Here is a 21,079-nt window from a genome sequence, read left to right as displayed (position 1 = left end):
GGCTGCCGTCGAGCGCGAGCTGCACCGCCATGCCGCAGCTTTCGTCCAGCATGGCCGTGACCACGCCGCCATGGATCACGCCGGACTCCGTGTCGCCGGCAAAGACGGATTGGTAGGGCAGGCTGGACCACGCCTCGCCGCGCCCGGCACGATCGATGCGAAGGCCGCTGGCGCGGCCATAGAGCGAGCGGCGTTCCGCGATCGCCTTTGCGAGTTGCTCGAACGGCAGCGGCTGGCCGTCGTAGGTTGTGATCTCCGACATGGCGATGGTTTAGCACGCCCACGGGACGAAGTGTCCAGCCACACGGATGCGGCGCCGCCAGCGCCGGAAACATCGGCGGTCCGAATATCTGCCCCTACTGGGATCGCGACGATTCGCTCGATCTAGGATCGTAGAATTCCTCGTCATCGTCACCCTTGGGCGCATCTGCAGGCAACGTCGATGATCTTTCAATACGTTCAACGTCTTCGCGCAATCTCTTCAGCTCGTGATAGGCCTTGATGACGTCGTCGTTTGCAGGGAGTTCCATGGCGGAACGTTTGCGCATGATCCAGTCCCTCCGCTCCCCAGCAAGCTGATAAAATGATGACGTATGCTCGAAAAACCGAGCGCGCGGACTCGTAGAGGCTACGCCCCATGGCCCTCGACGAGTCCGCAACGACCGCGCCGCTCTGGTCGCCCCCGCAGGCAGACTTGCCCATGTTTGCCGCAGAGTCTGTAGCGCCGCGAACACAGCAACATTCAACTCATGAATGTGGCAACCGCGCTACAGTTCGTTCCCGCCTGCCCCTTTCCTGGCATGATGCGTCAGCGTCGGCGGAGGTGGTGGCCGGTCGGAAAATCTGCCTCTATTGCGGTAGGGGACGGAACGGGGTTCTTGCGTGCGGAAGGGGCGTCATGGGCGGCTTGGTGATCAGCGGGGGACGGGTGGTGGACCCGGCAAGCGGGATGGACGCCGTCGGCGACGTGGCGGTGTGGGATGGCCGGATCTCGGCAGTCGGTCTGCGCGATTGCGATGATCGAGGACCCGGAAGCGCTGGACCAGATCGACGCCATCGCCGCCGTTGACGGCATCCACGGCTTCTTCATCGGCCGCGGCGACCTCACCGTCGCGCTTGGCGCGAAATCGTCGGCGGATGCATCCGTCAAGGATGCGGTCGCGCGGATCATTGCGGCGGCTAAGAAAGCCGCCAAGCCGGTCTGCGTGATGGTCGCAAGCGCGACGGAAGCCAGGGATTCCGCCGAGCTCGGCGCCAGCGCCTTCATCATCTCGTCGGACCAGGGCCAGATGCGCCGGGCCGCGGCGCAGACCCTCATCGATTTCAGGAATCTCGTTCAAACCACGGATGGCCACCACGTATCACACCAGTGATCCCCGCGCCGCGCTTGCCGCGACGCCGGTCGGAGCACCCGGCGCGGGCGCGGAGATCGTCTGGGGCAACGAGCGCAAGGTCGTCAACGGCCGCATCCCAACCTGCCGCCGTTCGAGCCGTGGCCGGAGGCACCAGGTGATCAGAAGATCCGCACCTACAGCCTCGACATCGCGGCAACGCCTGGAAGGTTCGGGCGGATCTTTCGCTGCTCGACCTTCATGGTGAACTTCCTGGAGCCGCGCAACGGCCCCCGCGATACGACCAAGATGTCGCCGCATCATCATGACGATTTCGAGCAGTGCTCGCTGGCGCTGGCCGGCGCTTTCATCCATCATCTTCGCTGGCCGTGGACGACCGACATGGCCGAGTGACGCAATGACGATCACGAACATTGCGGATCGCCCTCGATCGCCGTCATTCCGCCGCCGTTGAGCGCGGCTGAAGTCGCCGAGCTCCTGGTTGGCGCAATCGATCTGCATTGCCATAGCGGACCGGCGGCGATGCCGCGCATTCTCGATCACCACGAGGAATTGCTCGATGCGGCGGACGCAAAATTCCGTGCCGTGCTGTTCAAGGATCATTTCTATGCCGGAATGCCGCATGCGATCCTGCTGGAGAAGCTGTTCCCCGAGACAAATGTAAAGCCGTTCTCAGGTCTCGTGCTGAACAATGCATCCGGCGGCATCAACCCGCATGCTGTCGATCACACCATCAAGCTCGGCGGCAAGATCGTGTGGATGCCGACGCTGTCGGCGGCAAACCACATCAAGGCGATGGCAGCCGGAAACTCGACCTTTCCGAAGACCGCCCAAAAGATGCTGGATCCGATCCCGCTTGCTGCGCTCGACGCCAACGGCAAGCTCACGGATGACACCAAAAAGGTCATCGATCTCATCGCCGAGGCAGACATCATCCTGGCCGGCGGCCATTTGCCGGCCAGCGAGTGCACATCCTGTTCGACGAGGCGGCGCGGCGCGGCGTCAAGAAGATGATGGTCAACCATCCGACCTATATCGTCGGCTGCAACGACACCGATATTCGCCAGCTCGTCGCGCGCGGCGTCAAGATGGAACACCCGATCTGCATGTTCATCGAAGGCAAGTCGTTGAAGTACGGTCCAGATGATCTTGCTCATCTGATCGAGGTGGCTGGCGTCGACAACACGATCCTGTCGTCCGACCTCGGGCTGCAGGGATCGCAGCGGCCGGTCGATGGCTTCCGCAGCATCACGCAGATACTGCTCGATCTGCAAATGCCGCGCGCGTCGATCGGAAAACTCATCAGCGACAACGCGGCGCGGTTCCTGAATCTTCCAGCGATGGCGGCGCAGAACGCCGCCTAGCACGGAAAAGCGCAAAGCCCGCGACAAGCGGCGCCGGCGGTCCTGGGCGGCCGGCCGACCTCAACCGTGGATATTACGTGCGCCCGACCGTCTTCGGCCATGTGACGCCGCAGATGAAGATCGCGCGCGAGGAGATTTTCGGCCCCGTGCTGTCGATCATCGGTTACGACACCGAGGACGATGCGGTCGATATCGCCAATGACACGCCGTTCGGTCTGGCGGGCTTCGTGCAGTCCGGGGATGCGGTCCGCGCCCGCAAGGTCGCCAACCGCATCCGCGCCGGGCGCGTCTACCTCAACGGCGCACCGTTCGACCGCAGCCTGCCGTTTGGCGGCTACAAGCAGTCGGGCAACGGGCGCGAGTTCGGGGTGTTCGGCTTTGAAGAATATCTGGAGGTGAAGGCGATCGTGGGCTGACGTCCCTCGCGTTCAGGCCGCGGGACGGAAATGTCCGGGCGCGTGTTTGGTGTCGCGCCGGATCAGCCGGCGCAGCGTCGAAGGCTCCGCATATCCGACCCGCCGCGCGATCTCATCGACCGGCAGGCGCGTCGTCTCCAGCAGGAAGCGCGCGGTTTCCAGGCGGATCCGCTGCACGAACTGTATCGGCGAGACGCCGCAGGTCGCCGCCATCCGCCTTGCAAATGTCCGCGGTGCCAGCGCGACGGCTGCCGCGAGTTCCTCGATCGCGAAGTCGCGCGCGATGTTGTCGCGTACCCATCGCTCGGCCTTGCCAATCCTTTCATCCTGCCCGGCGAGGTAGGAGATCGCCATGAACGGCGCCTGCGAGCGCCGCTCCTCGAGCAGCAGATAGTTGGCGCAGGCCTGCGCCAATCCCGGTCCGGCGAACCGGCCGACGATCGCCAGCATGAGGTCCATCTGCGCCATGGCGGCGCCGCCAGTCGCGATCGGCCAGTCGGCTACCACGATCTGTTTCGCTGCCAGTTCGACGGCGGGATAGCGTTGTCGGAACAGCGGAGCGAACCACCACGTCGTGGTCGCGCGCCTTCCGTCGAGCAGGCCTGCCTCCGCGAGCACGAAGGTGCTTGCGCAGGATGCGGCCAGTGCGGCGCCGCGGCCGTACGTGCGGGCAATCATGTCGCCCGCGCGCCGGCAGGCCGAACTCTTCAACTTGCGCTCCAGTTCATCCGCCGTCGGCGTGCCGAGGCCCGGAACGATGACGAGTTCGACGCCGCGCAGATCGACATCGCCGCGGCGCGATCCGCAGCGCACCGTGGTGACCTTGAACGGCGGAGCCCGCGTCGCGGCGCCGATCCGGTTGGCGGTCGCCAACACGTCATGGGTGATCGCGGCGCTCGAAGCCATGCATCCCTCGATCTCGATCACCGCGACTTTGGTCATGTCAAAAAACACTCGATAAATGTCATTTTTGACACTAGCCGGTCGCCCGTCAAATCGCAACGATGCCGGAGAAGATGCTGGCTTTGCAAGGAAGCGCGCCGATGCCGCAACGGTCGATGACGCAGGATGATCCGCTCGAGGATTTCACGCGCCGCGACGTCGTGATCGACGGCATTGCCAAGGTGGTCTACGTCGCCGGCGCAGGGCCCGCCGTGATCGTGATGACGGAGATGCCGGGCATCAGCCCGCACGTCGCGCGGTTCGCCCGCTGGGTTCGCGACGCCGGCTTCACCGTCTACATGCCGTCGCTGTTCGGCCGCGACGGCGCCGTTCCGGATGCGGAGGAGGGCGCCGCGATCTTTCAGCGCGCCTGCGTCAGCGCCGAATTTCGCGCCTTGTCCGCGAACCAATCAAGTCCCGTAGCGATATGGCTCCGCTCGCTGGCGCGACTGGCGCATGGCGAATGCGGCGGTCCCGGCGTCGGCGCGATCGGAATGTGTTTTACCGGAAATTTCGCGCTGACCATGATGCTCGAGCCATCGATGCTGGCGCCGGTGCTCTCGCAGCCGTCGTTGCCGCTGAACGATCCGGCCGGCATTGAAATCGCGCCGGAAGAAGTCAGGGCGGTTCGCGCGCGGCTCGAACGCGATGATCTGACTGTGATGGCCTACCGTTTCGAAGGCGACAGGTTCTGCATGGCGCAGCGCTTCGCGGCCTATGCGGAAGCGCTCGGTGACCGCTTCATTGCCCGGGTGCTGCCGGACAGCGCGGCGAATACCGATCTTGCGCCGTTCTTCGCCCGCCACGTCACGACGCCGCACAGCGTCGTCACCGCGCACCTGATCGACCAGGCCGGCCAGCCGACGATCGCGGCACGCGACGAGATCCTGGCGTTCTTCAGGCAGAGGCTTTTGTCGTCATAGCAGGGCGACAAATCTTGAACGGGATTGGGTCCAGCCGGCGGGCCGAGTGTGGTAGGCTCCTTAGAAAAGGAGCCCCCCGTGCGCATATTTGCCTGCACATTTCCGACGATTGCGACGGTGTCCCTGGCCGCGCCGGCACGGGCCCAGGCCTATGATCCGAACTTTCCGGTCTGCCTGCGGGTCTATGGGACGGGCGGCGGCTCTCTCGGCTGCAGCTTTACGTCACTGGCGCTGTGCGCGGCATCAGCATCGGGCCTCTCGGCGCAGTGCCTGACCAATCCCTTCTTCATGCATGGCGGCAGGAATTCGCCTCGGCAACGCCGCATTTACTAGTGGCGGCTGCATCCAGGCGCGGTGCCGGTTTTGCCCAGTTCATCGCTTCCACGTATAATCCGGCGAGACTATCGATTTCGTGAGGTCATGTGACTGCTTCCAATCCCGCGGCCGGCAAGCCGGTCGATCCCGCCTCCCTTGTTAATGTACCGCGGCTCGTCACGGCCTATTTTGCCGGAAAGCCGGACCCTTCTGATCCCACCCAGCGCGTCGCCTTCGGCACCTCGGGCCATCGTGGGACGTCACTCAGAAACTCGTTCAACGAAAATCATATTCTGGCGACGACGCAGGCAATCTGCGATCACCGCCGCGAGAGCGGGCTCAACGGCCCGCTGTTCATCGGCATCGATACCCATGCGCTCGCCGAGCCGGCGCTGGCGAGTGCGGTGGAGGTGTTTGCCGCCAATGGCGTCGACATCATGATCGATGAGCGCGGCGGCTACACGCCGACGCCCGTCATCTCGCATGCGATCCTCAGCTACAACAAGGGACGCACCGGCGGGCTCGCCGACGGCGTCGTCATCACGCCGTCACATAACCCGCCCGAGGATGGCGGCTACAAATACAATCCGCCGCATGGCGGCCCGGCCGACACCGACGTGACGGGCAAGGTTGAGAAGGCCGCCAACGCCTATATCGAGGCCGGCATGAAGGGTGTCGCGCGGATGCGGTACGAGCGCGCCCGCAAGGCGCCCTCGACGCATCTGCACGACTATATCCATCCCTACGTCGCCGACATCGGCAATGCCGTGGACCTGGCGCTGATCAAGTCGGCCGGCGTCAAGATCGGCATCGATCCGCTCGGCGGCGCCGCCGTCCGCTACTGGGCGCCGCTGATCGAGCACTACGGAATCAATGCGACGATCGTGAACGAGACGGTCGATCCGACCTTCCGCTTCATGACGGCGGACTGGGACGGCAAGATCCGGATGGATTGTTCCTCGCCCTTTGCGATGGCAGGCCTGATCCAGATGCGCGACAGCTTCGACGTCGCCTTTGCCAACGATACCGATGCCGACCGCCACGGCATCGTGACGCGCACCGGTGGCCTGATGAACCCGAACCATTTTCTGGCTGCGGCGATCGCCTATCTGTTCGAGCACCGGCCGCAATGGGGCCGCGGCGCCGCGATCGGCAAGACCATCGTCTCCAGTTCGATCATCGACCGTGTCGCAGGGAAGCTGAACCGCAAGCTGGTCGAAACCCCGGTCGGCTTCAAATGGTTCGTCGAAGGTCTCGGCAGCGGCGGTTTCGGTTTTGCGGGCGAGGAGAGCGCCGGCGCCTCGTTCCTCAAGCGCGATGGTACGGTGTGGACGACGGACAAGGACGGCATGGCGATGGGGTTGCTCGCCGCCGAAATCCTCGGACGTACCGGCCGCGATCCGAGCCAATTGTTTGCCGCGCTGACGGAGGAACTTGGGGTGCCCTTCTACGAGCGGATCGACGTGCCCGCGACGCCCAGGCAGAAGAACGCGCTGAAGGCGCTGGGGCCGGAGCAACTCGACCTGCGGCAGCTTGCCGGCGACGCCGTCACCGCGATTCGGACCCGCGCCCCGGGCAACGATCAATCCTTTGGCGGCATCAAGGTCGAGACCCAGTCCGGATGGTTTGCCGCGCGGCCGTCGGGCACGGAAGATGTCTACAAGATCTATGCGGAGAGCTTTCGGGACCAGAATCATCTAAAGGCAATTCAGCAGGACGCCCAACGCGCCATCGCGAAGGCCTTCTGATGCTTCGGGTGGAACTGGCCTGATTCGCAGCAAGGGCGGCTCGTTCCAGCCGGCGCTGGAGTAAATTTTGCGCCTGACTGCACCCGATTGCATCAATTCGGCACGCTTGCGACCAACGGAGAACTTCCGGAATCGAATTCTGGATGCCACCTGTTAGCGCGATCACGCTGAATTCACGAAGGGGCCCGCAGTGTTAGGCACGGGAAGTTAGCTGCCAGAATACCACCCGGGAGCGGGGGGCTTGTCAGCTATCAAGGTACCGGGGGATGAAATGAGTGCGGAATCGGTCGTTTACTATTTGAATCGCGTACCGGAGAGCGACCCGAATGACCAAACCGAATGGCTTTTGACGGCGCTGGCGCAGTACACCGGCGCGGAACTGCGTGAACTGCTCTATGTCGCGGAAGAACCGGGCTTCTTCGAATTGATGCGCGGGCTATTCGCGCTTTCCGATGAGAGCCGCGACGTTCTGCAGCATTTTCTCGAAACCGGTCACCCCCAGGCCATGAAGGCGGCGATCGATGTGAAGGGACGGCTGACCATCGAGCATGCGAATGCCGAGCAGCGGGTACGAACGCTTCCTGTGATCGCAAATTAGCGGTCTATTCTCCCTGAGGTTGTGCTAAGGTCTCTCAATTCAATGTTGGGAGCCTGCCCATGGCGATGAGAAAGTCCGACCCACTCGATCAGATGGTGGGCGCCAGGATTCGCGTGCTTCGGATCGGGCGCGGCATGAAGCAAGCCGTGCTGGCGGAGCGGATCGGGATTAATTCTCAACAGTTGCAGAAATACGAGCGAGGCATCAGCCGGGTCGGCGCCGGCCGATTGTCGCGCATTGCATCCGCGCTGGACGTTTCGATTGGCGAATTGTTCGAATCCTCCGAGGCCGGATCTTCCGGCCTGAGTTCACCAATGCGACTGCTCACGGAGCCGGGCGCCTTGCGCCTGCTCAAGGCCTATGCGCGAACGACCGATCCGCGCGTGCGGCTTTGCCTCGCCAAGCTCGTCGAAAGCATGGCCGATCGAACTCCCGGAGTGAAGGCCAGGGTCGCGCGGCTCGACCCCGCCGAACCGAGCGAGCGGAGAAGGTCTCCGTTCCAGGGATAGCTTCAACCGGCCGCGCGCATCACAACCCGCTCCGGCGGCCTGGCGCCAGGAATGAATTCGCCGATCCAGTCGCGGCGTGTCGCTTCGATATGCCATGACATGGCTTCGGCCGAATAGGGCGCCGGATCGGGAATGTCCTTGCGGATCTCCTTGCCGTCGAGCCAGCCGCAGCTATGCGAGTAGCGGGCCTTGCAGACCAGGTGAATATCGCCATGGTCCTGCAGCAGCACGTATCCGTCGGCCGGAAAAAACGTGCCCGCGAGTTCGATCGCGCCGGGTAGCTGACGCACCAGCAGGAACGTGCTGGTGGATTGCTTTTCCGATTCGGAAACCAGCACGCCGACCAGACTATGGATCGGCGCAATAGACTGCGGTGCAATCACTGCGAGTGGCTCCGTGATCGGGCCCGCCGTCGCAATCGAGAGATATTCGCCATCCGGACCCCAGCGGCAGGCGATCAGCCACTCACGGCCTCGGCTGCGAATCATCGTTGGCTTGGCATAATCCGATCGGGCAATATCTCCTGCCATGGCTATGACGAAAGCTTTCGCGAGCATAAGTTCCTCCAGGGCGAGGGCGGGCTGGCCTCTCGCTGTTGACTCTGCGCGTGAAGTCGTGAGGTCACCGTGAGCGGTACCGTAAATTCGATGCAGGAATTGTTTGCGCGCGCCGCATCGTTGCTTCTTGGCAACGCATTGGATGTGGATAGCGATCACGAAGCCAGAAATGTGTTGCAAGCGCTGGAATATGGCCTGGAGTCCGGCAATCGGATCGATCCCGAGACAACGAATCGCGCACAATTGCTGATTGCAGCCTCTCGCTTTGCGCGTGTCTTTGAATTGGCCGCGCCCGATGCGCCCGGCTTGATCAGTTTTGGTGCGCAATTCGATCCGGCGATTGCCGATCCCCTGCATCACGGAAGTCCAATCGTCGGCGTTTCCGGCGTTGGACTTACGTTGCAGCAGGCATTTCAGGGCTGTATCGGCGAGGGAATCGAATACCTCTCTCAATTGCAGACGGCGAGCGACCTGCTGCTCCAACTCGGCGTCGATGACTTGCGTGAAGAACTCGGACCCCAGGCGTTGGAGTTGGTGGCCCGTCTGTCGGAGCGCTGTATTCAACCGGAGCGAGCGCTCTCCTGGTGTCGCGCAACGCGGTTGGCGGATGGCGGCGAGGCGTGGCTTCCGGCAGATATCTGTCTGCGCCGTCCGCCGGCGCAGCGAGACTTCGTGCCGCCATATCCCTTGAGCATCGGGTCGGCCGCCGCTCCGTCACGGGACGCCGCAGCGCTGCATGGCCTGCTGGAATTGATCGAACGCGACGCAGCCAGCCTGTGGTGGCGGGGCGGCCAGCCGGCGCGATCGATTCCGCCGCAGCATGCAGCGGTCGGTGTCGCGGAAGCGCTGCTGCACAGGCTTCGGAAGGGCGCATCGGCCGCGCGGCGAACCTGGCTACTCGACATCACGACGGATATCGGCGTGCCCAGCGTCGCCGCGGTATCCTGCCGGGCGGACGGCGCCGGCCTTGCCGTCGGCCTCGTCGCGCGGCCGACGCTGGAAGCGGCCGTTCACTCCGCGATCATGGAGCTGTGCCAGATCGAACTCGCCGATGTCGTCGTTGCAGCCAAGCGCAGCGAGCGCGGCGACGATGCGCTCAATGCGCAGGATCGCGCCCACTTGCAGCGCGCGGCGATCGATTCCGATGCGTGCAAGCTGCTGCATCCCATCTCGGAATACGCGGATCATCTGCGTTTCCACGCAACTGAAGCGCGTATCATATTCGAAGTGATCGCTGAGCGTTTGAAACAATTGGAGATCGATACGTTCCGCATCGATCTCACCCGCGAGCGCTTCGCTGTTCCGGTGGTCCGCGTCATCGCGCCGGGCCTGCAAATCGAGCCGTCGGAGATCGTTACCCCCAGGCTGCAGGACACTATCGGCCGAACCGGCGGCGGCGCAACCTATACCGGAGGTATCTCTTTGCTATAGACTGGAAGGAAACATCCAATCGGTTCCGGAAGCCGTCGCGATGCCGGTCAGCGCAAACGTCATCACAACAGACAAGGCTGCGGAAGCGCCCGAAAGCGCGCCGCGCCTGTCCGTATCGCTGGTCGGGCGGCTCGGCATACGCTTCAACGGCCGGCCGATCGAATTGCGAACCCGTAAGGCCGGTGCTGTCTTGAGCTACCTTGCCTTATCGGAAGCGAAGCAGGAAAGCCGCGAGCGGCTGGTCGGCCTGCTCTGGAGCCGTTCGGACGAGGAAAAGGCGCGTGCCTCGCTGCGGCAGGTGGTGCGCGAATTGCGCTCGTTGCTGGAAGAGGCCGGATATGACGGCTTCGTCGCGGAACGGCTCATGATCGGCCTCGACATCGAGCGCATCGAAGTCGATATCGAAAGCGTCATTCACCTTGCCGAGGGCGGGCGCGTCCATCCGCTGCTGCTCGATACGCCGCAGCTCGATGGGCGGCTGCTCGAAGGAATGGACGATCTCGACCCATCGTTCCGGGTCTGGGTGCTGGCCAAGCGCCAGACCATCCATGAACGGCTGATGCGAAACCTCGACGAGGGCCTGACGTCGGCGAGCCTCGCAGCCGAAGCCAAGAAACGGATCGCGGCGGCGATCGTCAACCTCGATCCGACCCATGAATATGCCTGCCGCTATCTGATGCGGGCGCATGCCGAAGAGGGGGACACCGCCGGCGCGTTGCGGCTCTACAAGGCGCTGTGGGATCTTCTCGATCGCGACTATGCCATGGAGCCGTCAGCGGCTACCGAAGAACTCGTCGCCAACATCAAGCTCGGCGTTCTGGAGCGCGCGCCGGCCGATCGAGCCGCTTCCGCTGCCAACGACGAGTTTGCCGTCAGGATGATCCGGGAGACCACCCTGCAGCCGGTCGGCCCGATCACGCCCGCGGCCAGTCCGCCTGCCAAGACGCGCCTGGTGCTGCTGCCCTTTGCGATGCACGGCGTTGACGAGGACCACAGCCATCTGGTGCAGGGATTCTCCCAGCATCTCGCCGCCTGTCTCGTGCGCTTCCGCGAGTGGAGCGTGGTCGATCGTCCGCCCGCGGCCCTCGTGCTTCCCGCTTCCGGTATGGCGCCGCAATACTGCATCGAAACCACCGCCTACCAGGCGGGCGCCGAAATCAACATCGTCATGGTGCTGCGGGACGACACCACCGGCATCTATGTCTGGAGCGAAAGCTTCCGCCTTGGCCTCGGCAACTGGTTCGAAACCCAGCAGCGCATCATCCGCCGGATCGCGACTTCCCTGAACGTGCAATTGTCGACCGAGCGGCTGATGCGGTTGGCCGGCGAGCCCGACGTTTCGCTCGATCTGCACGACCGCTGGCTGCGCGGCCAGAATCTCATCGCCAGGTTCGACCAGGAAAGCTGGCAGCGGGCGGTCGTGATCTTTCGCGACTCGATCCGGGAAAATCCTGCGTTCTCGCCGTTTTACAGCAGCCTTGTGCAGATGAACAACATCGAGCATCTCGTGCATCCCGGGATCCTTCGCAATCTCGACAAGGCGAAGGCGACCCTTGAACTGGCGAAAATCGCCGTCGAACTCGATCCGGTCGATTCCAGGGCGCATCTGTGTTGCGGCTGGTCCTATACGTTTGCGTTGCGCGAGGCCGAGGCGGCGTCGCACATGGACCTCGCGTGCGAGTTGAACGACAACGATCCGTGGACGTTGCTGTCAAGCGCTCACTATTGCGCGTTCTGCGGCTCGATCGAACAGGCTCAGCTACGCGCCAGCCAATCGCTTGCCCTTTCGCTGGCGCCCTCACGCCTCGAATGGGGCTATCACTGCATCATTCAATTCCTGTGCGGTGACTATGCGGGCGCCCTGGAGGCCTGTGACCGCGCCTCCAGCGTCATTCAGACGCTGCCGGCCTGGCGTGCGGCCGCGCTGTTCGAACTGGGGCACGCCGAGTCAGCGCGCGAGGAAGCGCAGCGATTTCTGAACGGCATCCGCTCGTTTTGGGTTGGGGCGGAGGCCCCGACCGACGTGGCCATCACACGCTGGCTGCTGCAGGCGCACCCCATCAACGTCAAGACGCGATGGGAAACCCTGCGCCGCAGCTTGCGCGGCGCCGGGTTCCCGGTCGAAGGCATTGCACCACTGTCCTGGTGAACGGGTCGCTCGCCGATTTCAGGCGCAGGCGCTGATGGTGTAGTCGCCGATACGTTCGGCATGCACCTTGAACTTGTCGCTCTCCGGGATCACCGGGTCCATGCCGTTGAACAGGCGCTTGTAGAACGGCGGCAGCGGATAGGTGGCTCCGGGCTGGTTGAGCGCCATCTCGGAATCCTCGATCATCACCTTCGGCGGCAACTTCACCAGGATCGTGTCCTGTTCCTGCTTCACGAACTTGATGTTCTTGAAGCGATCCGGCACCGTGGCGAATACCTGCGCCTTGGCGAGTTGCTCCTTGAACTCTTCCATCGTTTCCGGCAGCGGGTAGACGTTGTCGTCGTCGAGGTAGTTGGTGCCGGTCGCCCAGGTCTTCACCAGCTTGCCCCAACGCTCATGGTTGGTCACCTGTAGCCTTTCGATGCGCTGCATGCTCTTGCTCCTCCGGGTTGGGTGAGACGGAAAAATTCCGCTTCACAAAAATGCAGGTACGGCCTGCTGTAGTTCGGCAATTTCGGTCGTGAATTTCACCAGTTGCGCCATGCTCGAGATGTCGGGAATTTCCTGGAAAAAATTCGCCGGATAGTATTCGCGAGATAAATCGGCAAGCTGGCCTGCGAGTGCGCCGCCGCCGGATGAGCGCGGATCTCCTGCGAGCGCGCCGAAGATCACTTCCGATACGATGATCGAGCCGAGCAGCCCGAGCTTCAGACCCTGCATGTCATGCATCGCTTCGAACAGGACGAAGAACGGCAGCGGAGCATCATTCGAGAGGGTTTCGATGTCCTCCGTGGTCAGCGCGCCGTAGGCATGCCCCGAGACAAGCCATTCGCGAAGCTGCTCGACACGGTAGGCGCGATCTGCGAGCAGGCGCGACGTGGCGATGAGATCCGGGCGCCTGCTGCCGATCTCTTCGATCAAGGCGTCCACCGACCACATGCCGGCCAGACTGGCGCCGAGCAGGTCGCGATACAGCAGGCCTACCCGCTCCGTCTCGTCGAATGCCGGGAAAATCTGGTCATTGCCCAGCCCGTCGCTGAGATATGGTCCGATGCGTCGGCTGAAGTTCGGCGTGGTTTCGTTGATCTCGAAGAAGCGCGACCACTGCACCATCCAGGTTTCGTCGAGCGGCATGTTGACCGGATCGTTGGCGGAGGTCTTTTCGAGCGTGCTGTTGAGGTCCTGGATCGACAGGTCGTTGATGCAATATTCGTGGCGCACCATGGCGTGACCGAAGCGAAACGCGCCGTGCGAGAACTCGAAAGGAATTTCCCAGTCGCCGATCGCAAGAGTCTGGCTGGCGTCATCGGGCCGATCGATGAAGCGCGGAGCCGGCCCGCGATAGGCCGCGTAGATCGCCGGGTGAATGACCCGCCGCATCAGATCGTTGCGGAGAATGTTGTGATAGATCAGCGTTACTGCCTCGCGGGCGCACAGGAAGCGCTGATAGGCGGCGCCGAACTGGCTGTTCCGCCCGCTATCGCGTTCCTGCCGGCGTATCAGGTCGATCAGGGCGTTGTGCAGCAGCGCGAACAGCGCGGTGAGTTGCGACATCACGGCGTGATCGTCATTGCGCGGGTCGGCGACCAGGGCTTCGGTAAGGGCAACCCGCACGCCTGCGATACTGCGATCGATCCCTGTCACGTTCTCTGCCTTGGCCCGCGCGATGTCGCGGAACGGGCAACCGGTCGCCGGCTCGGACTCCTTCCAGCGCATGCGCCCAAGCCGCAGCTTGGTGCGGCGGTCGTCGTTCGGCGCGTCGAGCGCATAGATGTGCGGCGATCCGACCGGACCGCTGCCGTATAGCGTCTCCAGCCGAAGCGGCATGCGGCGGGCGTTGTTCGTTCCGCGGCCGAGCCCTCCCGCCACCGAAAGCGGAATCGCCGAGTGCACCAGGTCATGGGCGATGAACTGCAGCAGATAGGTGTAGCCCGAGGGGATGAAGGGATTTTCCCACTGCTCCGCCGATGCATCCTGGTGCGGCGGCCATTTGATGAAGGCATCCATTCGCCGCGACAGGCGATGCATCAACCCGCGAAGCTGTGCATGACCTGAGGAAGAAACGAGCGGATCGATACCGAAGGCGCGAAAGCGTTGCGATGGCGTTGGCGTGCCGAGAAAGTGACGAAAGCCGGGCGTCGTCGTTACCGGGATGGAGCCGCGCGCATCGAGTTCTGAAGCTCGGAAAGCGGATGCGTCGGCGACCTTCTGCACACCCATCAACTTGCTCTCGCGTTTGGTCAATGCGGCGAGATTGGGAAGAAACTCGTGAAATAATCGTGAGTTAAATCGTTAGAACCTGTGGACATCTGTGGACATCTTTGGGTCTTTCTGCGGGCCGCTCACGCCTGTTTCACGATTGGCGACGCAACGGTATGATGTGCCATTTCGTCGCGGCGGCTGGGACAGGAGCACGTGTGAAGCTGATTGAGCGGCATCTCTGGCGCGCTATATCGGCATGATGCTCGCGGTGCTGATTGTCGCATCGGGAGCCGCGCGAGCCGAGCCGGTGTTCACCTTCGATGCGACGCCGGGCAAGCTGAAGGCCTCCTCTCGCGGAGGGGCGCGCATCGTCTGCGCATCCAGGGCCGGCTAGTTCTTCGGCTCCGATGCGATGTCGTCCATCACGAGTTGATTGAGTGCGCAGATCAGCGGATACGATACGTAGCCGCCGTGAAATGCCAGTGTCGTGTCATATGCCCGGATATTCCACATCGGATCGCTCAGCGTGACGATCGATCGCGTCCCGCTCTTCAACAGATATTGCCGGAATTGAATCTCGAGATGGCCATCGACGGCGTTCGATCGCGGGCGGGTAGGGGTGACGTTCGGCGCGATTCTGTCCGGCGTGACGTTGTACGTCGCAGGATTGACGTGAGAATAGCCGCTGTCCCATCCGGTATAGGTGCCCATGTCGGGATTATGCCGCGCCTTCCACAGCCAGTGATCGACCATGGCGCATTCGGATAGGTAGGCCGAGCCGGCATTGGTGTAGAGCGTCGGATGGCCGATGTTGTTGTTGACGATCAGTTCGCTCGTCGTCCCAAAGGGCAGCGGCGATTGCCAGGCGCCGCTGGTGTAGGTGCTGTAGGGAGGACGCACGGGGTTCAGATGCCCGATGGTCAAAGTGTCGTCCGTGGCGGAATTGGTGAACGGCACGTTCCTGACCACGGCCGCGGCAAACCGCAGCGAGCCAACCACAACGGTTTGACAGGTGTTGGCCAGGGGCTTCCACGTTCCGCACACGCCCTTGTCGGGAAAGATCGTCCCTTGACCCGGCTTGCTCACCGGAAACCAGTTCGCGAGGCGATCGAGGGTCTCCGACAAAGGCTGGAAGTTGCCCTTGAAGAAAGGAAAGGCGTCGTGTGTCGCAGCGTCGTACTGCGCCAGCGATTTCATCTCCTCGATTTCAGGATCGCGGCCCTGCAATTTCTTCAATTCGAGTTGCGTCAGCGCCGCGGCAGGCCATGAGAACGCCGACGTGATCGATATGAATACCGGAGGCTGATTGAGCGGAAAGAATACCTTTTCGTCGCCGGGTCCCTGATTCCTGTCGGCGAGATTTTCGGGGAACCGGACTCGTAGCCGCATCTCGCGCTGGAGGGAGGTCCACTTCCACGCCTCCGCCGCGGGATTGAGCATAATCACCAGATTTCCCAGCGGTGACTGCAGAAGCTCCCCGGGCCTGTGCAATCTGATCTGCTCGATCATCGCAGAGTTCAGCCCGGTCGCGAGAATGTTGCCGCCCAGGCTATGCCCGATGACGATCATGCGATCGGCTTTCGATGGGTCGGTATTGCGTTGCTTCAAGAGCCGGTCGACATGCCGTAGCGACGCGACGACCGACGGGGCTATTCTTTCGCTGATCGGTTTGCGGTCGAACAGGGTCAGGGCGGCGGGAATGTCGCCGAAGGCAAACTTGAAGAAACCCGAAACCTTTCGTCCAAGGAAGCCCAGCCTGCGATCTGCGAAGGCTTCGATTGCGCGCTCATCCACCCGGGCGCCGCGCCAGCCGACATAGACGGCGGTGACGGTATAGTCGCAATCCTTGCCCGTCGTCTTGCAGCGGTAGTCCAGCGCGCTGGCGGCATGGGCCGCATAGACCCTGGCGTTGGCGACGTTGTCGTCGCCGATGCGCGCGTCGTGGCGCCAGCCGTGAATGAATACGAGGACGTAGTTGTTCTTTTGCCTGGCGAGATGATCCTCCAGGACCTGCAACTGCGAACGCGGCAGCACCGAGCCGTCGATGCCTTTCTCGGCGAGCCGGCCCGATTCCTGAAATTCCAGGAACGCCAGATGGTAGCCGATCGGCCCGATCGGTCGGTCGCTTCTGTACCAGGTATCGTTCGGGAGCGATGGCACGACGTGATACTGGAGCATGCATTCCAGCCCGGCCTGGCCCTTGCCCGCGCGTTGTGCCCTGTCCTCGCTGTTGGCGAAGTCAGCCAGCGTCGTCGGATTGTTCTGCTGCCAGGCGCAGGCATTGGGAGGGTTTGTCGCATCCGGCGACACATAGCGGTACGCAATGTCTCGGGGCGAAACCCACAAGGCCTGGATGAGGAAGATCGCCAAGGCGGCGGTGAGGAGAATGCTGACGAATACGAGGAATGATTTGAGGAGCAGGCGTGGAAGACGGATCACCACGCCAAGCAGGAAGAGAATTGCCAGCCATGCCTTGCGAAGGACGAAGCGCAACAGTTCCATGATTATCCCTGCGGAACGATCAACAATCGGGCGCGCTGAAAGAAATGGATGACGACGGCAAAAAATTCTCGCGAGCAAAGCCGGTGGCCCTCTCGGCAACCAGCGTCATTTTAGGTTGGCATTCCCTGAATAGTAAATAGCAACATGCTCTACGTCGGCGGGAAGTTGCGCCGCCGGTTCGAATTTGGCTTTCTCGAGGCTTGCAAACAATTCCATAACCGTCTTGCATGACGACTTCCAGCGGCCGCCTGGGTGGTTTTGCAGGGTGATGTTGCAAGGTGATTCTGAATGTCCGACTTCCACGGCGTCTTTCCCTATCTGGTGTCGCCGATCGATGCTTCCGGCGAGATTCGCGCCGACGTTCTGGGACGGTTATGCGACGACCTGATCAAACAAGGCGTGCATGGGCTGACGCCGCTGGGGTCGACCGGCGAGTTCGCCTATCTCAACCAGGCGCAGCGCGCCACCGTGGTGCAGGCCACGATCGAGGCCGCGAACGGCCGCGTGCCGGTGATTGCCGGCGTTGCGTCGACGTCGACGGCGGACGCGGTGGCGCAGGCGAGGGACTATCAGAAGCGCGGCGCCGACGGCATTCTCGCGATCATGGAAGCCTATTTTCCGGTTGCCGATGCGCAGATCGAATCGTATTTCCGCGCCATCGCCGACGCCGTCGACATTCCGGTCGTGATCTACACCAATCCACAGTTCCAGCGGTCCGACCTGACGCTCGACGTGATCGCGCGTCTCGCGACCCATCCGCGCATCGGCTACATCAAGGACGCCTCCACCAACACCGGCCGGCTGCTGTCGATCATGAACCGCTGCGGCGACGCCATCAAGGTCTTCTCGGCCTCCGCCCACGTTCCGGCGGCGGTGATGCTGATCGGCGGACTGGGCTGGATGGCCGGCCCTGCCTGCATCATCCCGCGACAGAGCGTCGAACTGTATAATCTCTGCAGGGCCAAGCGCTGGGACGAGGCCATGGCGCTGCAGCGCAGGCTGTGGCGCATCAACGAGGCCTTTGCGCGCTTCAACCTCGCCGCCTGCATCAAGGCCGGGCTCGAGATCCAGGGCTATGCGGTCGGCGACCCCGTGCCGCCGCAGGCGCCGCTGACCGCCGAGCAGCGCAAGGTCGTCGAGGCCGCGCTGCGGGATCTCGGATAGGCTAAAGTCTGTCACATACTCGGAGCGGCGGGAAACCTCCGGCCGGCTGGAGCGTTGCTTACGCAGTTCCACACGGCTGAAAGTCCGGTTTGCTCGTCATATATGCTTGGCATGTCGCCGGGTTTGCCAGGGGAGTGATCGATGAGCCGCCGCTTTGCGCTTTCTCTCGCCGTCGTCGCAGCCGTGCTGGCGGCGTTGACGCTCTCCAACATCCGCTACAGCCCCTGGACCAATACTTCGGCCCGCACCGTCGACCAGCGCGGCCCGCTGTCGGACGCCGAGCGCGCCAATATCGAGCTGTTCGAGCGGGTGTCCCCGTCGGTGGTGCAGGTCGTCGCGCGCTCCGGTACCGCCAATCCGCTGGCCGAGGACGAGGGTGGCGAAGCCGGCGCGGGCGCAGCTTCGGGCACGGGTTTTGTCTGGGATAATGACGGTCACGTGGTCACCAATAATCACGTCGTGCAGAACAGCAGCGAAGTTGCCGTTCGTTTTGCCTCGGGCGAGGTGGCGCAGGCCGAGATCATCGGCGTCGCGCCCAACTATGACCTCGCGGTGTTGCGGATCAGGAGCCCGCGCAAGCTGCCGCCGCCGGTGGGGCTCGGCAGCTCGAGCGAGCTCAAGGTCGGTCAATTCGCCTTTGCCATCGGCAACCCGTTCGGGCTGGATCAGTCGCTGACCAGCGGCATCATCAGCGCGCTGAAGCGCCGGCTGCCGACCAGCAGCGGCCGCGAGATCGCCAACGTGATCCAGACCGATACCGCGATCAATCCCGGCAATTCGGGCGGGCCGCTGCTGGACTCGGCGGGACGTCTGATCGGCGTCAACACGGCGATTCTTTCGCCTTCAGGCACCAGTGCCGGCATCGGGTTTGCGATCCCTGTCGACATCGTCAATCGCGTGGTCCCTGAGCTGATCGGGAAGGGGCGCGTGCCGACGCCCGGGATCGGCATTGTCGCTGCCAGCGAGGCCGTCTCGACCAGGCTGGGCGTCGAAGGCGTGATCATCGTGCGCACCGCCCCCGGCAGCCCGGCCGAACGCGCCGGCATCCGCGGCGTCGATTTCAACTCGGGTGCGCTCGGCGACGTCATTGTCCAGGCCGATGGCAAGCCGGTGCACCGGCTCTCCGACCTGACCGACCAGATCGAGCAGATCGGCACCGGCAAGAGCATCCGCATCGGCCTCAAACGGGGGTCGCAGACGCGCGAGATCAACATCGATATCGTCGACGTCGGCCGTAGCTGACAGCCCGAATTTCGACCATCGAATGACACCCATCCGCGGTGGGCCGCATCGCTCCGCTGGCGCATTTATTGCAATGAGTTGAATGGGTTGCCTCCCGCGTAAAAACCGCTAAAACCCCGCCCGATCCGACAAGAAGCTTTCCAAGGACAGACTGATGAATATTCTTCCCGGCAATATGCGTTTCGGTGCGGGCCAGCCGGTCAAGCGTTTGGAAGACCAGAGGCTGCTCACCGGGAAGGGACAGTTCATCGACGACAAGGCAGAAGAGGGCGCGCTGTGGCTCTATCTGCTGCGCTCGCCCCATGCCCACGCCAGGATCGTCTCGGTCGATACCGAAGCCGCGGCCGGGATGCCCGGCGTGCAGGCGATCTATACCGGCGCCGACCTGATCAGGGACGATATCGGCACGCTGCCGACGCTCGCGATCTTCAAGCGACCGGACGGCGCGGCGATGACAGTGCCGCCGCGGCGGCTGCTGGCGCACGAGGTGGTGCGCTATGCCGGCGAGGCGGTGGCCGCCGTGGTCGCAGCGTCGCGGGCGCAGGCACAGACCGCGGCCGAAGCCATCGCCGTCGAGTACGAGGTATTGCCTTCGGTGGTCGATCCGCTGGAAGCGATCAAATCAGGCGCGCCGCTGGTGTGGCCGGAGGCGCCGGACAACGTGGTGGCGGCCATGAGCTATGGCGACGCCGCCAAGGTCGAGGAAGCCTTTGCATCCGCGGCCCACACGGTCTCGCTCGATCTGGTCAGCCAGCGGCTGGTGCCGTCGGCGATGGAGCCGCGCTCGACCATTGCCGAGATCGAAAAGAAGACAGGACGCCTGATCCTGCATGTGCAGTCGCAAACCCCCGGTTCGACCCGCGACCTGCTCGCCGAATCCATTCTGAAGCGGCCGAAGGACAGCGTCCGCGTGCTGGTCGGCGATATCGGCGGCGGCTTCGGCCAGAAGACCAGCCTGTATCCCGAAGACGGCATCGTCGCCTATGCCGCGACCAGGCTGAACAGGAAGGTCCGCTGGCGCGGCGACCGCACCGATGAATTTGTCGGCGGCACCCATGGCCGCGATCTCACCTCGACCGGCGAATTCGCGCTCGACGCCAGGGGCCGCGTGCTGGCCTATCGCGTGCGCTCGGTCGGCGGCACCGGCGCATACTCCTCGGGAACGGCCAACATCATTCCGCTGGTGCTCGGCCCGTTCGTGCAGACCGGCGTCTACGATCTGCCGCTGGTGCATTTCGAGGTGAAGTCGGTGATGACCAACACCGCGCCGGTCGGCGCCTATCGCGGCGCCGGGCGGCCGGAAGCGGTGTTCATCGTCGAGCGTCTGATGGATGCCGCGGCGCGCCAGATCGGCATGGACCCGCGCACCATCCGCAAGGTGAACTACATCAAGCCGGCGCAACTGCCCTACACCAACGCCGTCGGGCAGGTGTACGACTCGGGCGCGTTCGCCCACATGCTGTCGCGGGCGACCGAGCTTGCGGACTGGGACGGCTTTGCCGCGCGCAAGAAGGCGGCGAAGAAGAAGGGCCTGCTCTACGGGCGCGGCCTCACCAGCTACATCGAATGGACCGGCGGGCGCGCGCACAACGAAAAGGTCAGCCTGCATGCGACGGCGGAAGGCCGCGTCATCCTGCATTCCGGCACCATGGCGATGGGGCAGGG

At 63.4% G+C, this 21,079-nt stretch carries 21 protein-coding genes and 2 pseudogenes; 14 read left to right on the top strand and 9 right to left on the bottom strand.

What is annotated here, in order from left to right; translation table 11 throughout:
- Both V7E26_RS21540 and V7E26_RS21535 read right to left on the bottom strand, forming a co-directional pair.
- A pseudogene (locus tag V7E26_RS21540) lies at window positions 1-262 on the bottom strand (phenylacetic acid degradation protein); the annotation flags it as partial.
- Between the two features lie 94 nt (window positions 263-356).
- Window positions 357-548 carry a hypothetical protein gene (locus V7E26_RS21535; protein ID WP_324419977.1) on the bottom strand — a complete coding sequence of 64 codons (192 nt, stop codon included), beginning with the start codon at window positions 546-548 and terminating at the stop codon, window positions 357-359.
- 432 nt (window positions 549-980) lie between these two features.
- Here V7E26_RS21535 and V7E26_RS21530 point away from each other — a divergent pair, with 432 nt between their 5' ends.
- Complete coding sequence (locus V7E26_RS21530) at window positions 981-1,373, top strand: aldolase/citrate lyase family protein (RefSeq protein ID WP_324419975.1); 393 nt, start codon at window positions 981-983, stop codon at window positions 1,371-1,373.
- Here the strand turns inward: V7E26_RS21530 and V7E26_RS21525 are convergent.
- Window positions 1,362-1,766: a hypothetical protein gene (locus V7E26_RS21525; protein WP_324419973.1), complete on the bottom strand. Its 405-nt coding sequence runs from the start codon at window positions 1,764-1,766 to the stop codon at window positions 1,362-1,364. The genes V7E26_RS21530 and V7E26_RS21525 overlap by 12 nt on opposite strands.
- A 108-nt stretch (window positions 1,767-1,874) precedes the next feature.
- Here V7E26_RS21525 and V7E26_RS21520 point away from each other — a divergent pair.
- Together V7E26_RS21520 and V7E26_RS21515 are read left to right on the top strand one after the other, a co-directional pair.
- A pseudogene (locus V7E26_RS21520) lies at window positions 1,875-2,386 on the top strand (DUF6282 family protein); the annotation flags it as partial.
- A 182-nt stretch (window positions 2,387-2,568) separates the two neighbouring features.
- The gene (locus V7E26_RS21515; RefSeq protein ID WP_324419979.1) at window positions 2,569-3,132 is read left to right on the top strand and encodes an aldehyde dehydrogenase family protein; all 564 of its coding nucleotides are present in this window, start codon (window positions 2,569-2,571) and stop codon (window positions 3,130-3,132) included.
- Between the two features lie 12 nt (window positions 3,133-3,144).
- Here the strand turns inward: V7E26_RS21515 and V7E26_RS21510 are convergent, their stop codons facing one another.
- A complete protein-coding gene (locus V7E26_RS21510) occupies window positions 3,145-4,074 on the bottom strand; it encodes a GlxA family transcriptional regulator (RefSeq protein ID WP_324419968.1) in 930 nt (309 codons plus the stop codon).
- Between the two features lie 101 nt (window positions 4,075-4,175).
- Here V7E26_RS21510 and V7E26_RS21505 point away from each other — a divergent pair, with 101 nt between their 5' ends.
- From V7E26_RS21505 to V7E26_RS21485, 5 genes are all read left to right on the top strand, one after another.
- Window positions 4,176-4,997, top strand: coding sequence for a dienelactone hydrolase family protein (locus V7E26_RS21505; protein ID WP_324419966.1), 822 nt, complete (start codon window positions 4,176-4,178; stop codon window positions 4,995-4,997).
- A gap of 78 nt (window positions 4,998-5,075) precedes the next feature.
- The gene (locus tag V7E26_RS21500) at window positions 5,076-5,330 is read left to right on the top strand and encodes a DUF3551 domain-containing protein (RefSeq protein ID WP_324419964.1); all 255 of its coding nucleotides are present in this window, start codon (window positions 5,076-5,078) and stop codon (window positions 5,328-5,330) included.
- Between the two features lie 89 nt (window positions 5,331-5,419).
- Window positions 5,420-7,060 carry a phosphoglucomutase (alpha-D-glucose-1,6-bisphosphate-dependent) gene (gene pgm, locus V7E26_RS21495; RefSeq protein ID WP_324419962.1) on the top strand — a complete coding sequence of 547 codons (1,641 nt, stop codon included), beginning with the start codon at window positions 5,420-5,422 and terminating at the stop codon, window positions 7,058-7,060.
- A gap of 241 nt (window positions 7,061-7,301) precedes the next feature.
- Entirely contained in the window at window positions 7,302-7,658 is a 357-nt protein-coding gene (locus tag V7E26_RS21490) for a hypothetical protein (protein ID WP_324419960.1), read from the top strand.
- A gap of 59 nt (window positions 7,659-7,717) precedes the next feature.
- Entirely contained in the window at window positions 7,718-8,167 is a 450-nt protein-coding gene (locus V7E26_RS21485; RefSeq protein ID WP_324419958.1) for a helix-turn-helix domain-containing protein, read from the top strand.
- 2 nt (window positions 8,168-8,169) lie between these two features.
- Here the strand turns inward: V7E26_RS21485 and V7E26_RS21480 are convergent, their stop codons facing one another.
- Entirely contained in the window at window positions 8,170-8,655 is a 486-nt protein-coding gene (locus V7E26_RS21480) for a hypothetical protein (protein WP_324419956.1), read from the bottom strand.
- A gap of 159 nt (window positions 8,656-8,814) precedes the next feature.
- On the opposite strand from V7E26_RS21480, the gene V7E26_RS21475 reads away from it, so the two are divergent.
- Window positions 8,815-10,155, top strand: a complete 1,341-nt coding sequence (locus V7E26_RS21475; protein WP_324419954.1) for a YcaO-like family protein — start codon at window positions 8,815-8,817, stop codon at window positions 10,153-10,155.
- A 40-nt stretch (window positions 10,156-10,195) separates the two neighbouring features.
- Window positions 10,196-12,304 (top strand): BTAD domain-containing putative transcriptional regulator, encoded by a 2,109-nt coding sequence (locus V7E26_RS21470; RefSeq protein ID WP_324419952.1) that lies wholly within the window; start codon window positions 10,196-10,198, stop codon window positions 12,302-12,304.
- 18 nt (window positions 12,305-12,322) lie between these two features.
- On the opposite strand, the gene V7E26_RS21465 is transcribed toward V7E26_RS21470, so the two are convergent.
- Window positions 12,323-12,736 carry a hypothetical protein gene (locus V7E26_RS21465; protein WP_324419950.1) on the bottom strand — a complete coding sequence of 138 codons (414 nt, stop codon included), beginning with the start codon at window positions 12,734-12,736 and terminating at the stop codon, window positions 12,323-12,325.
- Between the two features lie 42 nt (window positions 12,737-12,778).
- Window positions 12,779-14,524 (bottom strand): hypothetical protein, encoded by a 1,746-nt coding sequence (locus tag V7E26_RS21460; RefSeq protein ID WP_324419947.1) that lies wholly within the window; start codon window positions 14,522-14,524, stop codon window positions 12,779-12,781.
- A 241-nt stretch (window positions 14,525-14,765) separates the two neighbouring features.
- On the opposite strand from V7E26_RS21460, the gene V7E26_RS21455 reads away from it, so the two are divergent.
- Entirely contained in the window at window positions 14,766-14,900 is a 135-nt protein-coding gene (locus tag V7E26_RS21455; protein WP_324419945.1) for a hypothetical protein, read from the top strand.
- Here the strand turns inward: V7E26_RS21455 and V7E26_RS21450 are convergent.
- Together V7E26_RS21450 and V7E26_RS21445 are read right to left on the bottom strand one after the other, a co-directional pair.
- Window positions 14,897-17,008: a hypothetical protein gene (locus V7E26_RS21450; RefSeq protein WP_324419943.1), complete on the bottom strand. Its 2,112-nt coding sequence runs from the start codon at window positions 17,006-17,008 to the stop codon at window positions 14,897-14,899. The genes V7E26_RS21455 and V7E26_RS21450 overlap by 4 nt on opposite strands.
- 105 nt (window positions 17,009-17,113) lie before the next feature.
- The gene (locus V7E26_RS21445; RefSeq protein WP_324419941.1) at window positions 17,114-17,311 is read right to left on the bottom strand and encodes a hypothetical protein; all 198 of its coding nucleotides are present in this window, start codon (window positions 17,309-17,311) and stop codon (window positions 17,114-17,116) included.
- Between V7E26_RS21445 and V7E26_RS21440 the strand changes: the two genes are divergently transcribed.
- The 3 genes from V7E26_RS21440 to V7E26_RS21430 form a co-directional block, all read left to right on the top strand.
- Entirely contained in the window at window positions 17,297-18,172 is an 876-nt protein-coding gene (locus tag V7E26_RS21440) for a dihydrodipicolinate synthase family protein (RefSeq protein ID WP_324419939.1), read from the top strand. The two genes, V7E26_RS21445 and V7E26_RS21440, sit on opposite strands and share 15 nt — an antisense overlap.
- A 141-nt stretch (window positions 18,173-18,313) precedes the next feature.
- Window positions 18,314-19,414, top strand: coding sequence for a S1C family serine protease (locus V7E26_RS21435; protein WP_324419937.1), 1,101 nt, complete (start codon window positions 18,314-18,316; stop codon window positions 19,412-19,414).
- A gap of 154 nt (window positions 19,415-19,568) precedes the next feature.
- A partial coding sequence (locus V7E26_RS21430; protein WP_324419935.1) for a xanthine dehydrogenase family protein molybdopterin-binding subunit occupies window positions 19,569-21,079 on the top strand: 1,511 nt, incomplete at its 3' end.

It is taken from the genome of Bradyrhizobium sp. (assembly GCF_036735945.1).
Taxonomy (GTDB): domain Bacteria; phylum Pseudomonadota; class Alphaproteobacteria; order Rhizobiales; family Xanthobacteraceae; genus Bradyrhizobium.
The sequence above is the reverse complement of the archived record's forward strand: the minus strand, read 5'-3'. Positions and strand labels throughout refer to the sequence as shown.